10 protein-coding genes are annotated in these 14,728 nt (G+C 58.9%); 5 read left to right on the forward strand and 5 right to left on the reverse strand.

Going from position 1 to position 14,728, the window contains the following annotated elements:
* Nucleotides 1-87: 87 nt before the first annotated feature.
* Nucleotides 88-975, reverse strand: a complete 888-nt coding sequence (htpX, locus tag NHU87_RS22900) for a protease HtpX (protein WP_008075669.1) — start codon at nucleotides 973-975, stop codon at nucleotides 88-90.
* Nucleotides 976-1,293: 318 nt separating this feature from the next.
* Complete coding sequence (locus NHU87_RS22905; RefSeq protein WP_223483802.1) at nucleotides 1,294-2,505, reverse strand: pyridoxal phosphate-dependent aminotransferase; 1,212 nt, start codon at nucleotides 2,503-2,505, stop codon at nucleotides 1,294-1,296.
* A 225-nt stretch (nucleotides 2,506-2,730) separates the two neighbouring features.
* Here NHU87_RS22905 and msrB point away from each other — a divergent pair, with 225 nt between their 5' ends.
* The 3 genes from msrB (at nucleotide 2,731) to NHU87_RS22920 (ending at nucleotide 4,257) form a co-directional block, all read left to right on the forward strand.
* The gene (msrB, locus tag NHU87_RS22910) at nucleotides 2,731-3,126 is read left to right on the forward strand and encodes a peptide-methionine (R)-S-oxide reductase MsrB (RefSeq protein ID WP_253552693.1); all 396 of its coding nucleotides are present in this window, start codon (nucleotides 2,731-2,733) and stop codon (nucleotides 3,124-3,126) included.
* Between the two features lie 187 nt (nucleotides 3,127-3,313).
* Nucleotides 3,314-3,799, forward strand: a complete 486-nt coding sequence (locus NHU87_RS22915) for a glutathione peroxidase (RefSeq protein ID WP_253552695.1) — start codon at nucleotides 3,314-3,316, stop codon at nucleotides 3,797-3,799.
* Entirely contained in the window at nucleotides 3,796-4,257 is a 462-nt protein-coding gene (locus tag NHU87_RS22920) for a MarR family winged helix-turn-helix transcriptional regulator (RefSeq protein ID WP_253552697.1), read from the forward strand. Before NHU87_RS22915 ends, NHU87_RS22920 begins: the two co-directional genes overlap by 4 nt.
* Here NHU87_RS22920 and NHU87_RS22925 read toward each other — a convergent pair.
* Nucleotides 4,241-6,562: a hybrid sensor histidine kinase/response regulator gene (locus tag NHU87_RS22925; RefSeq protein WP_253552698.1), complete on the reverse strand. Its 2,322-nt coding sequence runs from the start codon at nucleotides 6,560-6,562 to the stop codon at nucleotides 4,241-4,243. The two genes, NHU87_RS22920 and NHU87_RS22925, sit on opposite strands and share 17 nt — an antisense overlap.
* Nucleotides 6,563-6,716: 154 nt before the next feature.
* On the opposite strand from NHU87_RS22925, the gene NHU87_RS22930 reads away from it, so the two are divergent.
* A complete protein-coding gene (locus NHU87_RS22930) occupies nucleotides 6,717-7,607 on the forward strand; it encodes an ATP-binding protein (RefSeq protein ID WP_253552699.1) in 891 nt (296 codons plus the stop codon).
* On the forward strand, nucleotides 7,604-8,086 hold the full coding sequence (locus NHU87_RS22935; protein ID WP_253552700.1) for a GAF domain-containing protein: 483 nt from the start codon (nucleotides 7,604-7,606) through the stop codon (nucleotides 8,084-8,086). The genes NHU87_RS22930 and NHU87_RS22935 overlap by 4 nt, the downstream gene beginning before the upstream one ends.
* Here the strand turns inward: NHU87_RS22935 and NHU87_RS22940 are convergent, their stop codons facing one another.
* Nucleotides 8,087-11,032 carry an HD domain-containing phosphohydrolase gene (locus NHU87_RS22940; RefSeq protein ID WP_253552701.1) on the reverse strand — a complete coding sequence of 982 codons (2,946 nt, stop codon included), beginning with the start codon at nucleotides 11,030-11,032 and terminating at the stop codon, nucleotides 8,087-8,089.
* Nucleotides 11,033-11,081: 49 nt separating this feature from the next.
* On the reverse strand, nucleotides 11,082-14,726 hold the full coding sequence (locus tag NHU87_RS22945) for a transporter substrate-binding domain-containing protein (RefSeq protein WP_253552702.1): 3,645 nt from the start codon (nucleotides 14,724-14,726) through the stop codon (nucleotides 11,082-11,084).
* Nucleotides 14,727-14,728 lie beyond the last annotated feature (2 nt).

Here is a 14,728-nt window from a genome sequence, read left to right on the forward strand (position 1 = left end):
CCTGAAATACAAAACGCCCGATGCGGTGCATCGGGCGTTAGGGTGAAACAGGTGTAAACCTATTTCAGGACTAGACAGCAGAGCCTCTCAGCCCCGACGACGCAATGCGTCAATACGCTCTTCCAGCGGCGGGTGACTCATGAACATGCGGGCGAACCCTTGTTTGAGGCCACCGTTGATGCCGAAGGCATTCAGGGTGTCCGGCATGTGCACCGGCAGCCCTTGTTCTGCACGCAGACGCTGCAGGGCACCGATCATTGCGCTGGTACCGGCCAGGCGTGCACCGGCATCATCGGCACGGAATTCGCGCTTGCGCGAGAACCACATGACGATGGCGCTGGCCAGAATGCCCAGAACCAGTTCGGCGAAGATAGTCGCTACGTAGTAGGCGATACCTTGGCCTTCTTCGTTCTTGAAGATCACCTTGTCGACGAAGTTGCCGATGATCCGCGCGAAGAACATCACAAAGGTGTTCACCACCCCCTGAATCAACGCCAGGGTGACCATGTCGCCATTGGCGACGTGGCCGATTTCGTGGGCCAGAACGGCTTTCACTTCATCCGGCGAGAAACGTTCGAGCAAGCCCTGGCTGACCGCGACCAGTGCATCGTTCTTGTTCCAGCCGGTGGCGAAGGCGTTGGCTTCATAGGCCGGGAAAATCCCGACTTCGGGCATCTTGATCCCGGCTTCACGGGACAGTTGCTCGACAGTTTGCAGCAGCCATTGCTCGTGCCGGGTGCGCGGCTGGCTGATGATCTGGGTGCTGGTGCTCATTTTCGCCATCCACTTGGAGATGAACAGCGAGAACAGGGAACCGGCGAAACCAAAGACCGCACAGAAAATCAGCAGCTGATTGAGGTTGAGATCAACCCCATTGGCCGCCATGAACCCGTTGAAGCCGAAAAGGCTCAGGGTGATGCTGGCAATCAGCACGACCGCCAGGTTAGTGGCCAAAAACAGCAAAATGCGCATCATGGTTGTAGAAATCTCCTCGTGCTAAAGATGTAGCGTACTGCGGGGTATATAAGGTGCTGCACCGGGCTATTCAACTGGGTGACTATTTCAAACTGTGTCCTACAGCAACAGTCTAGCTGCTTGAAGGGCATTTCCGACATCGACAGAGGAAATGGTTGTCAGCCAATTAACGTCGCAGGCCCCCGCCGTTGTTAGGCGCGGGCATGAAACGTGTCGTCAGTCAGCGCTTGAAACAACGGTGCAGGTCGGGGTGAAAAGATATGTTGCTGAATTAATCACCGTGCGACTTTGATCAGTCGTCGCACGGTGACAGGCCATTTACTGGCGGTAGGACTTGAGGAAATTACCGATCCGGCCAATCGCCTGATCCAGGTCATCGAGCCGTGGCAGGGTGACCACGCGGAAGTGATCCGGCCATGGCCAGTTGAAGGCCGTGCCTTGTACCACCAGCAGCTTCTCCGAGAGCAGCAGGTCGAGCACGAATTTCTCGTCATTGTGGATCGGGCAGACTTTCGGGTCGATCCGCGGGAACGCATACAATGCGCCCATCGGCTTGACGCAGCTCACGCCCGGAATGTCGTTCAGCAGTTCCCAGGTACGATTGCGCTGTTCCAGCAAGCGCCCTTGCGGCAGCACCAGATCGTTGATGCTCTGATAGCCGCCCAGCGCAGTCTGGATGGCGTGCTGGCTCGGCACGTTGGCACACAGGCGCATGTTGGCCAGTATGTCGATACCTTCGATGTAGCTCTGGGCATGGTGTTTGGGGCCGGAAATGGCGACCCAGCCGGAACGGAAACCGGCCACGCGATAGGATTTGGACAGGCCGTTGAAGGTCATGCACAGCAGGTCCGGCGCCAGCGAGGCGGTGCAGATGTGCACGGCATCGTCGTACAGGATCTTGTCGTAGATTTCGTCGGAGAACACTACCAGATTGTGCTGACGGGCCAGTTCCAGCATGCCCAGCAGGACTTCTTTCGAGTACACCGAGCCGGTCGGGTTGTTCGGGTTGATGATCACCAGAGCCTTGGTATTCGGGGTGATCTTGGCCTTGATGTCGGCCAGGTCCGGCCACCAGTTGGCCTGCTCGTCGCACAGGTAATGCACCGGGTTGCCGCCTGCCAGGCTTACTGCGGCAGTCCACAACGGATAATCGGGAGCTGGCACCAGCACTTCGTCGCCGTTGTTGAGCAGGGCCTGCATCGACATCACGATCAGCTCGGAAACGCCATTGCCCAGATAAATGTCTTCAATGCCGACGCCTTCCACCTGCTTTTGCTGGTAGTACTGCATCACGGCCTTGCGAGCGCTGAACAACCCCTTGGAGTCGCTGTAGCCCTGGGCTGTCGGCAGGTTGCGGATCACATCCTGAAGGATTTCATCCGGCGCTTCGAAACCAAAGGGCGCCGGGTTGCCAATGTTCAGCTTAAGGATGCGATGACCTTCCTCTTCCAGGCGTTTGGCGTGCTTGAGCACTGGGCCGCGAATGTCGTAGCAGACGTTGGCGAGCTTGTTCGATTTGCTGACCTGCATGGCGATGTGTTCCCGAAAATGAACGATCCAGGCGGCGTATGAACGACCGTACTGGGTATCCTGCGTATTCACACAGGCCTGACGCCTTGAGTGGCGGCACCCATAATCTGTTTGAATGCGCGTGGTCTGGCTGCCAGACTGGCGTTTGACGAGGCGCAATCATACGTGCCGCCCGATCCGTGGAAAAGGTACAGATCGGGCTTTTTCAGCTGCTGAGGTGTGATCATGGAAAAGTTGGAAAAAACCCTGGAAGAATGGCGTGAAATGCTCGATCCGGAGCAGTACAACGTTTGCCGCCTCAAGGGCACCGAGCGGCCGTTCTCCGGTAAGTACAACGACAGCAAGGTCGACGGTGTTTACCACTGCATCTGCTGCAAAGCGCCGCTGTTCGACTCAAAGACCAAATTCGATTCCGGCTGCGGCTGGCCGAGCTTCTACGCGCCGATCGGCGACAGCGCGATGGTCGAGATCCGTGATGTCAGCCACGGCATGATCCGCACCGAAGTGGTCTGCGCCACATGCGATGCGCACCTTGGGCATGTGTTCCCGGACGGTCCGCCGCCCACCGGCCTGCGTTATTGCATCAACTCGGTGTGCCTGGACCTCGTTCCCCGCTCGTAATGCGAGCCCCGTAGGAGCGAAGCTTGCTCGCGAAGGCGTCTTGGCATTCAACATTGAGTTTGACTGACCCGGCGCCTTCGCGAGCAAGCTTCGCTCCTACAGATGAATGGCGTTCAATATTTTAAATTGCGCACAATTCAATTGCTCGCTATGTTTAGTCTTTGTCCTTCCATTCGGAGTTCGTGCCATGAGCGACAACCTGCTGAGCATTCCTTGCACCACCATCAAGGGCGAGCAAAAGACCCTGGCCGATTTCGCCGGCAAAGCGGTACTGGTGGTCAACACCGCCAGCAAATGCGGGTTCACCCCGCAATACAAAGGTCTTGAAGAGCTGTGGCAGACCTACAAGGATCAAGGTCTGGTGGTGCTCGGCTTTCCGTGCAATCAGTTCGGCAAGCAAGAGCCGGGCAATGAGGGGGCGATTTCCGAATTCTGCGAGGTGAATTACGGGGTGAGTTTCCCGCTGTTCAAGAAGATCGAAGTGAATGGCGCCGACGCCCACCCACTGTTCGTTCAGCTGAAAAAGCGCGCACCGGGCGTGCTGGGTTCCCAAGGCATCAAGTGGAACTTCACCAAATTCCTGATCGGCAGGGACGGCCAGTTGGTCAAGCGCTTCGCTCCGGCGACTAAACCGCAGGACCTGAGCCGCGAGATCGAAGCCTTGCTCAAATGAACACGTTGTCAGTTGATTCGCTGAAGCTCGACAGTCAGCTCTGCTTCAAGCTGTACGCCGCTTCTCGGGCGGTGATCCGCGCCTACAAGCCGATGCTCGATCAGTTGGGCCTGACCTACCCGCAATACCTGGCGATGCTGGTGCTGTGGGAATGGCAGGAGGCGGCCCCGGAGCAGCCGACGGTCAAGGCCTTGGGTGAGCGCCTGGCGCTGGATTCCGGGACCCTGACGCCGCTGCTCAAGCGGCTTGAGCAATTGCAGTTGGTGCAGCGTCAGCGTTCGGCGCGCGATGAGCGAGAGGTGCATTTGAGTCTGTCGCCCGCCGGCATGGCCTTGCGCGATCAGGTCGGGCCGCTCAAGGCCCGGCTGTTGTGCGATAGCGGCGTCGATCTGGATCGCCTGAATGATCTGCGCGATGGCCTCGATCACCTGCTGGGGCAAATCAAAGCGCTGTCGTAGTGGGTATCCACAAGTCGAGCAGGGCCGCCAGTTCTTCCCGGCGGAAAGGTTTGGCCAGGTAGTCACTCATGCCCGCCGCGCGGCAGCGTTCGCGTTCTTCGGACATGGCGTTCGCGGTCAGGGCGACGATGGGCAGCTGTGGCCAGCGCCCGCTGCGACGAATCTGCCGACTGGCTTCATAGCCGTCCATCACCGGCATGTTGCAATCCATCAGCACCAGATCGAATTCGCTCAGCTCAAGCTGATCCAGCGCTTCGCCGCCGTGGGCCGCGACGCTGACCTCGCAACCGAGTTTTCCGAGCATGCCCTTGGCCACCAACTGATTGACCGGGTTGTCCTCCACCAGCAGGATGCGCCCGCGTCGCTGGGGTGAGATGGCTTCGATCCGGGCCCCGTTGATCGTGGTGAGTTCCGGTTGCAGGATCCGCCGCAGTGTCTGGTAAAGCGCATTGCGCGCCAGAGGCCGCGCCTGTTGTTGCAAGGGCGCGAGAGCGTTGACTTGCTCGCTGGGCAGGAAACTGCCGTAAGCGGTCACCAGCAGAATCGGCGCGGTGAAGGTAGGGCGCAGGCCAAACAGGCATTCGGGGCAGTCGGTGATCAGTACATCCGGCTCTAGCCCGATCAACCTGTCATCAATGGAGCGCTGCTGATAGTCGAGCCCCCAGCCGGGCAACAGGCTGCTCAACAGTTCCGCCAGACCGCTGCTGGCGGCGGTAATCGCAACGATGTTGCCCCGCAATGCGGCCGGAGAAATAGCCCGGGTATGGCAGGGCAGGGGCAGGTCGGCGCAGAACTGACTGCCGAAACCTGCTTCCGAGCTGATTGTCAGACGCCCCTGCATCACTTCGCAGAGGCTATACGTCAGCGCCAGACCCAACCCGGTCCCGCCGAATTGCCGGGTAATGCCGGCACCGGCCTGGGTGAACGGCTGGAAGATTTTGACCTGCGCGTCCTGGGCGATGCCGATGCCAGTGTCGCAGACTTCGATTCGCACACCGTCTTCGAACGTTGAAAGACGCACATCGACCCGCCCGAAACGGGTGAACTTGAGGGCGTTGGACAACAAGTTGCTGACGATTTGCCGGACCCGGGTCGGATCGCCGAGCACCAGGGCAGGGAATTGCGGGTCGATCAGACAAGCCAATTCGACACTCGGCGCGGCGTTCTGGGATAGCAGGTTGGCGGTGTCTTCGATCAGCGAGCCAAGGTCGAATGGAATGTGTTCGAGTTCGAGCTGGCCGGCATCGAACTTCGACAGGTCGAGAATATCGTTGAGCAGTTCCACCAGCACTTTGCCCGAGTCATGGGCGATGGAAAGCTGTTGTTGCTGCTCGGCATTGAGCGGGCCGTCCAGCGAGAGCGCGATCATCCCCAGCAGACCGTTGAGGGGCGTGCGGATTTCATGACTCATGTTGGCCAGGAACACCGAGCGCGCTTCGGCCATGTCCAGGGCGGTGCTGCGGGCAACCTCCAGTTCCTCGTTCGATTGGGTGAGCCGAGAGTTGATCGCCTTGAGTTCCGCAGTGCGTGCCGAGACGATATTTTCCAGTTGCGAGAGGTAGTCGGTCAGGCGATTTTCGGCGTTGCGCCGTTGCTGGATTTCGGTGGCGATATTTTCGAACTGCTGATTGGCGACCTCGACCAAGACTCCGATTTCATCATTTTCATGCCCCGTCGGACATTCCAGCCACGTCGGCTCCGCGCTGCGCGGATCACGGCCACTGAGTTCACGGATGACCCGCACCAGCGGTTTGGTCAGCATCACGTAAAACAGCGCCAGCAGAATGCCCGTGAGAATCAGGCTGCGCGCAAAGCCGTTGAGCAGGGTCACTTCGGCCCGGCGCAGGAAACGGCTGCCGAAGGTGTAGGTGTCGACTTCCAGGCGCAAGGTCCCGAGGGATTCGTCCGGCAAGTGGTCGAGGTAAAGGCGGTCTTCGAACTGCCGGTTAGCGCCGAACAGGAAGTCGCTGATCATCCGGTCATTGTTTTCCAGGCCCGGGCGTTTGACGCTGGCCAACACGGTATTGTTGTTGTCGATCAGTTGCGCGCCGATGATCGCCGGGGAGCGCAGCAGACCCAGGGCCAGTTCCTGAGCGAGTTCGGCATCGATGTTGTAGGCGATGCGGGATGCGGGGTTATGGCTGATTTCCAGCAAAGACAGGATTTCGCGGTTGATGGAGGCGTCTTCGCTGGCATAATCGATGCCTATTTGCAGCAGGCTGAGCAGCGTGCCCAGAATGAACCCGACCAGCACCGTAAGCTTGGCTTGTTTGTACGACAGCCGTTGGCTGAACTTGATATCCATGGGATGTTGAACCACTTCCGTTTCCCTTCGCTGCTCAAGCATAGTCGATCATCAATGGATGCCGATGTTCTCGCAAAACACCTGTAGGGGGTGTAGACGCTGTGTTTCGTCGCTGTATCGCCATCATTACCTTGAACGTGCCCGAGGAGAAGACGTGGATTCCCGATTGAATGCTTTTCTTGAACGCGCCGATGCCGTTTTGGCCCGTATCGAACCGTTGCTTCCCGCGCCTCGGCAAGCCATCGACTGGACGCACTGCCTGGCCGCACGCTGGCAGCGCGAGGGACGCAGCGGTTTTCTGTTGCCGCTGCAAGTCAGCCTGGACACGCGTTTGTCCGACTTGATCGGCGTTGACCGGCAACTGGAGCAACTGGGCCGCAATACCCGCCAATTTCTCGATGGCATGCCGGCCAACCACGCTTTGCTCTGGGGCTCGCGTGGCACCGGTAAATCGTCGCTGGTGCGCGCCTTGCTGTCGGAACACGCCACGAGCGGCCTGCGGCTGATCGAGATCGAACGCGATCACTTGGCGGATTTGCCTCGCGTGGTCGAGCAGATCGCCAAGCTGCCTCAGCGCTTTGTGCTGTTCTGCGATGACCTGTCGTTCGAGTCGGGTGAGGGCGATTACCGCGTGCTCAAGAGCGTGCTCGACGGCTCTCTTGAACAGGCGCCAGACAACGTTCTGCTGTACGCCACCTCCAACCGTCGCCATCTGGTGCCGGAAAAGGAAAGCGATAACGAAAACTGGAAAAGGGTCGATGGCGAACTCCATCCCAGTGAGGCGGTGGAAGACAAGATCGCGCTGTCGGACCGTTTTGGTCTGTGGCTGTCGTTCTATCCGTTTACTCAGGAGCATTTCCTCAACGTCGTCGAACACTGGATCGGCCAATTGGCCGACAAGGCCGGCCTTGAGTGGCAGCGTGACGAAGAGCTGGACATCCTCGCTGTACGCTGGGCCACGGGCCGGGGCAATCGCAACGGACGTTGCGCGTATCAATTTGCCCGCTATTGGGTGGGGCTGAAGCTGTTGGAGCACAAGGCATGATCGATTTACAAAAGAGCGGCCAGGGTCTGGAAGGCTACGGCATGCTGTGGGCGCAGCTGGAATCGCTGCTGGCAGACGAGCGTGATTTTATCGCCAACGCCGCACAATTTTCGGCGTTTCTGTTCAACCAGCTCGACGACCTGAACTGGGCCGGTTTCTACCTTAATCGCAACGAAGAACTGGTGCTTGGCCCGTTTCAGGGGCAGATCGCCTGTGTACGGATTCCATTCGGTCGCGGTGTGTGCGGGGCGGCGGCGGCCACCTTGGAGACTCAACGGGTTGAAGACGTGCATGCGTTCCCCGGGCACATCGCGTGCGACAGTGCCTCGAACAGCGAGTTGGTGGTGCCGCTGGTCAAGGACGGTCGACTGATCGGTGTGCTGGACCTCGACAGCCCGAAACTCGCGCGTTTTACCGCTGACGATCAGGCCGGCATCGAGCAACTGGCGGCGATTTTCCTGCGTCTGACCGACTGCTGATCAGGCCTTCAAGCCGGCCTTGATCAGCAGGCTTGACGGGTCGATCGCATCAATTTGTCGTGGGTCGAGAAAACGCTTGGCGTACTGCAAGTAGACTTCGTCGTTGATGAACAGCCCGAACAACTCAGCGTCAATGTGGGCGTCACGGCACATGGTGGCCATGATGCCCAGCGCTTCGCTCAAGGACTTGGCTTTCTTGTAGGGGCGATCGGCGGCGGTCAGCGCTTCGAAAATATCGGCAATCGCCATCATCCGCGCCGGCAAGCTCATGTCTTCGCGCTTCAACCGTTTGGGATAACCGGTGCCGTCCATTTTTTCGTGATGGCCGCCGGCAATCTCCGCGACATTATTGAGGTGGCCGGGGAAGGGCAGGTGACTGAGCATCAGAATCGTCTGCACCATGTGGTGGTTGATGATGTAACGCTCCTCGCGGGTCAGGGTGCCTCGGGTGATGCTCAGGTTGTAGAGTTCGCCCCGGTTGTACTTGTAGCGTGGCACGTCGAGCTTGAACCCCCACGGATTGTCAGCCGGGATCAGCTCACTGTCGGCGCGTTCGATCAGGTGTTCGGGTTTATCCGCCAGCAGCGGCTCGCTGACCGGCAGGATCGGCGCCGGCGTCCGGGCCTGACGACGGTTCTCTTCCCACGAAACCCCCAGTCGATCATCCAGGGTTCGGGTCCAGGTGCGTTGGGCGATGGTGTTCAGGCGTTGCAGATCGGCCTCGGCCATGGCCTCACTGCCAAGGTTGCAGCGGGCGATGAACGCAAAATCATCATCCAGCGCCGTGAGATTCGCGTTGCGTAATTGCGTCAGATGCTGCTCGTCACCTCCCAAGGCGATGGCCTGCCAATAGTTGATCCAGGCATCGCGCTTGAGCACTTCGAAGCGGGTGCGGATTTCGTGGATGCGGTCGTTCAGGGTCTCAAGCTTCGTGGCTTTGTCGACCACGTATTCAGGCGTGGTGATCTTGCCGCAATCATGCAGCCAGGCAGCGATGTGCAGGGCTTCCCACTCATCGTCGGTGGGCTGATAGCTGCTGAAGGCCGGATCCTGACTGGCCGCGGCCGCCTGTGCCAGCATCAGCGTCAGTGCCGGCACCCGCTGGCAGTGCCCGCCGGTATAAGGACTCTTGGCATCGATCGCGCCAGCCAGCAGGTGAATAAAAGAGTCCAGCAATTGCTTCTGCTTGGCTTGCAGGCGCTGACTTTCGATACTCACGGCCGCTGCACCGGAAACCGCCTGGAGAAATGCGATGCGATCCGGGCGAAGTTTTTCCAGGTCGTCTTGCGTGCCGCTGTCGGTCAGCAGCAGGACCAGCAGGCCGACGGTTTCGTTATGACGGTTGTGCAGCCGAATACCGATCAGATGAACCCGTGGGCATTCCAGTGCGAGCAAAACCTTCTGCAAGTCCGCCGCCTCGTCGAAACCCAGGCTGGTGACGACATTGTTGGCGCTCGACAATTTCTGCATCCATCGAGGGCTCTGCGGATCCTGAGGTGTGTGTCCTTGAATGGCGAATGACGACAAAGCCTGTGAGCTGCCGTTGATGACCAGCGCATGAGGCTCCACGCGATCGTCATCATTTTCCCGCAGATAAAGCAGACCGGCCTGGGCCTGGCCGATCTTCACGGTTTCAAACAACACCCGTTGCAGCAGCGGGGCGAAACGGGTCTCGGCGCTCAGGCTGTCGGTGATCTGGAAAAAACTCGCCAAGGTGTCTTTCATGCGCGCCATCGACACGCTCAATTGGTCGACTTCAAGCACTGGCGAGCGACGGGAGGCTGGAAAATTGAAATCGAAACTACGAATCGCATCGGCTTCCTGCACCAGGGCGCGCAAGGGTTTGACCAGGATTCTCGAGGTCAGCCAACCCATCGGCAGGCACAACAACAGCGTCGCCAGGGTAATCAACGCGCCTTGCCAGCGCATGCGGTAGGCATCGACGAGCAGTTCGTCCTCCGGCACCAGTAGCGCCAGTTGCAGTCCCTGCGGGCCACCCTCCTGGATGCTGCTGCGCGCCACGATCCATTGACGACCTGCGACGTTCAACCGTTTGACCTCGGGTGGACTGCTGAGCAGAGCCGCGAGCGTGGGGTTCAGGTCGGCGGCTTTGGTCAGCCGGGCGGTCTGGTCGTCGACGATCAGTTTGCTGCTGTCGGGGTAGGCGATGGCATTACCCTGGGCATCGAACAGCACAATTTCGGTACTGGGGGTCACCACATGTTCGGCCAGGGTCGCCGACAGTTCAGCCAGCGTAAGGTCGGCCCCCATCACCGCCTGCTCGCCACTGCGTCGGGCCAGTGTGGTGCCGACGTTGTGGGTGGAGAAAAAAAGGTAGGGCTCGGTGGTGATCTGATCGTGGTTGCCGAGGGCGCTGGAGAACCAGGCGCGGGTGCGGGGATCGTAGGTATCGTCGGGGTTGTCCTGATGGCTGATGAGGGCCAGGTTCTGATCGAAAAACAATGATTGGGAGCGGATCTGGCCGCTGCTTGAGTGTTCGATGCTCCACACCTCATACGCCGCCGTGTCCGGTGCCTTGAGCAAGGTTTTCAGCGCGGCGGTACGCAGTGGACGAACCATGAAGAAGTCGCCATTGCCGTAGCCCAGGTACAGCGAGGCCAGAACGGGGTTGTCCTTGAGCGATTGGCTGAAGGGCTTGAGCAACGCCAGGCGATGCTCAAGATCGGCCGCCTCGGTCGCCGGATTGTCCGCCAGCAGGCTCAGCAAATGACGAATCGGCTGATAGGTGCGATGCAGGTCCAGACGAACATCCTGCTCGATGCGGTTGAAGAGCTTTTCGCTGCTGGAAAGAATGATCTGGGTGGTTTGCCGATAATTGAAAATGCCCAGTACCACCCCGGTCAGTAACAACAGGAAGGTGAACATCACGCTGATATGGATGTGCAGAGGGAACCGGCGTTGCTCCGGGCGCAGTGGGCTGGACATTGCAGCTTTCTCCATGATGATTAACTCACTGCTCAGCCTTCAAGCATAGTTAATGCTCCTTCATTCTGCTTTTGTCATAGCGAGCCATCTGGTGCTGCAATGCCTGCTCCAGTTCAAGCATGGCGCGCGCCATGGACGTGCTGCAATCGGCCACTTCATCGTGGTGGAGCCTGTTGTTGCAGGCCTGCTCGAGCGCCTCGCAGCTGTCGATGAGGCGGGAGGCCTGGACGATCCGGGCCGCGCCCTTGATTTTGTGGGCAATGTCGAGGAGTGACTGGCGGTCCTTTGACTCGGATAACGCCAGCAGCGCTTTGCGGTCCAGGCGGTTGCTGTTCAGTAGCTCGGTCAACAATCGCTGGTTCAGAGTCGGGTTGCCACCGGTCAACAGGTGCAGCCCCTCCAGACTGAAGGCCGGTTCGCGGAGCGTCGGCCTGATGCCTTCGACCCATTGGCTCAACGCCGTCAGGCTGAGGGGTTTGAACAGGCAATCGTCCATCCCGGCAAGCTTGCAGCGTTGTCTTTCCTCCGGTTGTGCATTGGCGGTGAAACCCAGAACAGTGCAGGGAGGACGCTGCATGTGTTGTTCATGTTGGCGAATGGCACGGACCAGCTCATACCCATTCATGATCGGCATGTTGCAATCGGCAATCACCAGGTCGAATGGCTGATTCTTCCATGCCTCGAACCCCGCTTTGCCATCCGCCGCGACGTTGAACCGATGCCCCAGAAACTCCAGTTGCTGGCACATGAGCAAGCGATTGGCCGGATGATCATCGACCACCAGAACGTTCAAGGGAGCAATGCAGGGGTGGATTTGCGGCTCGACAGGTTCGGGCATCCGTTCCGTCGGCAGGGTGGCCAGGTTCAGCGAAACCCGAACCTGTGTGCCGACACCCGGTTGACTGTTCAATTGCAGGTTGCCGCCCATCATTTTGCACAGATTGCGGCTGATCACCAGGCCCAGCCCCGCACCGCCTCTGGCTAATTGGCCGGAGTTATCGGCCTGGACGAAAGGCTCGAACAACCGCTGTTGATCCTGCTCGCTGATCCCTGCGCCACTGTCTTCAACCAGCAACTGCAATTGGACCCGGTCGGGTTCGTCGGTCGGCTGCAACTCGACGCTGATTCTGACTTGGCCCTGTTGCGTAAACTTGATGGCATTGCTGACTAGGTTGGACAGCACCTGCTTGAAGCGCATCGGGTCCAGAAGCACATCGAAGGCTGGTTTGGCAGGACTGAACTCCAGTTGCAGCCCAAGATTTTTCTGTCGGGCCAGCCCGTCGAAGATCCGCACCACCGAGGCTGCGGTTTCAGCCAGATCGACGCGCTCCGGGCTCAGGCTCAAACGCCCGGATTCAATGCGCGCAATATCGAGAATGTCGCCGATCAGTTCCAGCAGGTCTTTCGCCGAGTGGTACGCGACGTCGATGGCCGGTCGATCCGGATGGCTGTGATCGATACGTTTGAGCGTCAGTTCGAGCATGCCGATGATTGCATTCATGGGCGTGCGGATCTCGTGGCTCATGGTCGCCAGAAAGGTGCTTTTAGCTCGGTTGGCAGCATCGGCTTGCTCTTTCGCGGCCCGCAGCTCATCGAACAGTTGCCGCCGTTCGCTGATGTCGACCCAGCCTCCAATGATGCCTTGCACATCACCGCTCGAGTCTCGATAGGGAAGAATCCAGTGATAGATCGTCAGCATGCGGTCGTTGATGTGCAACGGACGGTCGAGAATCAGCGGCGTTCCCTCGGCCATGACGCGCTGGTAGTCCGCCTGATATTCCCGTGCTTCGAAGGCGTTGCCGAGGGCGCCCTGTGTGACGCCTTTACCAATGATGTCTTCGCGTTTCGCGCAGAAGGTTTCCAGGTAACTGTCGTTGCAGCTTCGCAGCAAACCCTGGCGATCACGCACATAAATGGGATGAGGCGTGCCATTGACCAGTGAGCGCATGAATTCCAGTTGATCGTTCAATGCCCGTTCGGCCGCCTGCCGCTGTTTGATCTGGCGTCTCATGTAGGCGTTCCAGGCAACGGATATCAGCAGCAATACGCCGGCACTGATAACGATCTGATAGAACACGCGATGATAGTTGCGCCAGGTACTTTGCGTAGCCGCTGAATAGCCACGCCAGCGGTTGTTGATGATGCCCAGCTCTTCCGGGGCGATGCTCAATAGTGCCTTGTCGAGGATGGCATTCAGTTCTTTGGCATCGCGCCCGGTCGCCAGGGAAAACGCTGCCTGTCGGGTGCCGATGGTGGTGCTGATCTGAAGTGCCTGTTCGAAGATCCGCGATGAGATGAAGTAGTTGGCGATCACCAGTGAGTTCACTGCACCTTCTGTCTGGCCCTCGGCGAGCAACTCCACGGCGCTGAACGTGTCCGGGGTTTCAACCAGATTGATCCGCGGAAACTCTCTGCGCAGGTAATCCACCAGTGGATTGCCTTGGGCGATCGCCAGGCGTTTGTCCTGCAATTGCGTGAGGTTTGTCGGGCTGTCGGTCGCTCTGCGCGTCAGCAGCACAAAGGAGTTTTCCAGATAGGGGCGGCTGAAGTTCAGCATCGTTTCACGTTGGACGCTGGGGAGCAGGGCGGCGATCAGGTCGGCCTGATGGTTAACGATCTGCTCGACCATCGCATCATCGCTTCGGCTGCGCAGGATTTCGAAACGCAAACCGGTGCGCAATCTGATCAGCTCGAGCAAATCCGCCGTGACGCCCCGAAAGTTGCCGTCGCTGTCGAAAAACGTCAGTGGCGCAAACGCTTCATTGACCACGACGCGCACGACCGGATGTTGCGCCAGCCAGCGTTCTTCGCGATGGCTGAGTTGCAGTTTGTGATCGGTGAGAAGAATGTCGCTGCCGGCACTCCAGCGTTTGGCAATGTTTTCTCGCTCGCTGGTGGGAATGGCCCTGAGCACCGTGTTGATGATCCCGAGCAGATCCGGGTTGTCCTTTTGCACGGCAAAGCTGAAACCGTGGGCTTCGTGTTGACCGAAGTTGGCCATGCGGATGTTGTTCAGGTACCCCTTGTTGATCATGTAGTGGGTTGAGATGGTGTCGCCGAGAAAAACGTCGGCCTGGTCGAAGGCAACCGCATTGATTGCATTCTGGTAGGAGGGATAGGAGGTGATGATTGCCTTCGGATACAGCGCCCTGACCTCATTCAGAGGCAGATAGTGATACACCATGCTGAGCCGCATGCCGGCAAGCCCATCGGTCAGCGATCTGGTTTCTCCTTCTCGTGTCACCAGTACGGGTTGATCCACCGCATAAGGCATGGATAGGGCAATCTCGGCATTGTCGGCCTCGAACCCATTGGCGGTGCCAAGCATGTCGACCTGGCCTTTTTCCAGCGCCTCGATCGCGGCTCCTCGGGACGCGAAGCGCCGAACTTTGATCGGCAACCCTATAGCGTTGCCGAGGATGCCCGCGTAATCGGCGGTGAAACCTTCATAGTCCTGGCCGCTGAGCGTCAGGTCGAAAGGAGGATAATCTGGAGCAGACGTACCCAGGATCAATTCACGTTTTTCGTTAACCCATTGTCGTTGTGAGGTATCCAGTTGGACTTCCATGTGCCCAGCCGTCGAGCGACTGAGCAGGGTGTAGTGCTCGCTGGTCGTCTGAGTCGCGAGAACCGGGGTGCTCAGGCATAAACCCGCGGCCATGAGTATCAGATAATCCTTGAAACGACTGGGCATCC

The sequence above is a fragment of the Pseudomonas mandelii genome (genome assembly GCF_024138395.1).
In the GTDB taxonomy this organism is placed as follows: domain Bacteria; phylum Pseudomonadota; class Gammaproteobacteria; order Pseudomonadales; family Pseudomonadaceae; genus Aquipseudomonas; species Aquipseudomonas mandelii_E.

Bases quoted from the DNA above. Each gene is read 5' to 3' on its own strand.
- NHU87_RS22925 (WP_253552698.1), bottom strand. From the start codon at position 6,562: ATGGATATCAAGTTCAGCCAACGGCTGTCGTACAAACAAGCCAAGCTT.
- NHU87_RS22935 (WP_253552700.1), top strand. From the start codon at position 7,604: ATGATCGATTTACAAAAGAGCGGCCAGGGTCTGGAAGGCTACGGCATG.
- NHU87_RS22945 (WP_253552702.1), bottom strand. From the start codon at position 14,726: ATGCCCAGTCGTTTCAAGGATTATCTGATACTCATGGCCGCGGGTTTA.
- NHU87_RS22905 (WP_223483802.1), bottom strand. From the start codon at position 2,505: ATGCAGGTCAGCAAATCGAACAAGCTCGCCAACGTCTGCTACGACATT.
- NHU87_RS22915 (WP_253552695.1), top strand. From the start codon at position 3,314: ATGAGCGACAACCTGCTGAGCATTCCTTGCACCACCATCAAGGGCGAG.
- NHU87_RS22920 (WP_253552697.1), top strand. From the start codon at position 3,796: ATGAACACGTTGTCAGTTGATTCGCTGAAGCTCGACAGTCAGCTCTGC.
- htpX (WP_008075669.1), bottom strand. From the start codon at position 975: ATGATGCGCATTTTGCTGTTTTTGGCCACTAACCTGGCGGTCGTGCTG.
- NHU87_RS22940 (WP_253552701.1), bottom strand. From the start codon at position 11,032: ATGTCCAGCCCACTGCGCCCGGAGCAACGCCGGTTCCCTCTGCACATC.
- msrB (WP_253552693.1), top strand. From the start codon at position 2,731: ATGGAAAAGTTGGAAAAAACCCTGGAAGAATGGCGTGAAATGCTCGAT.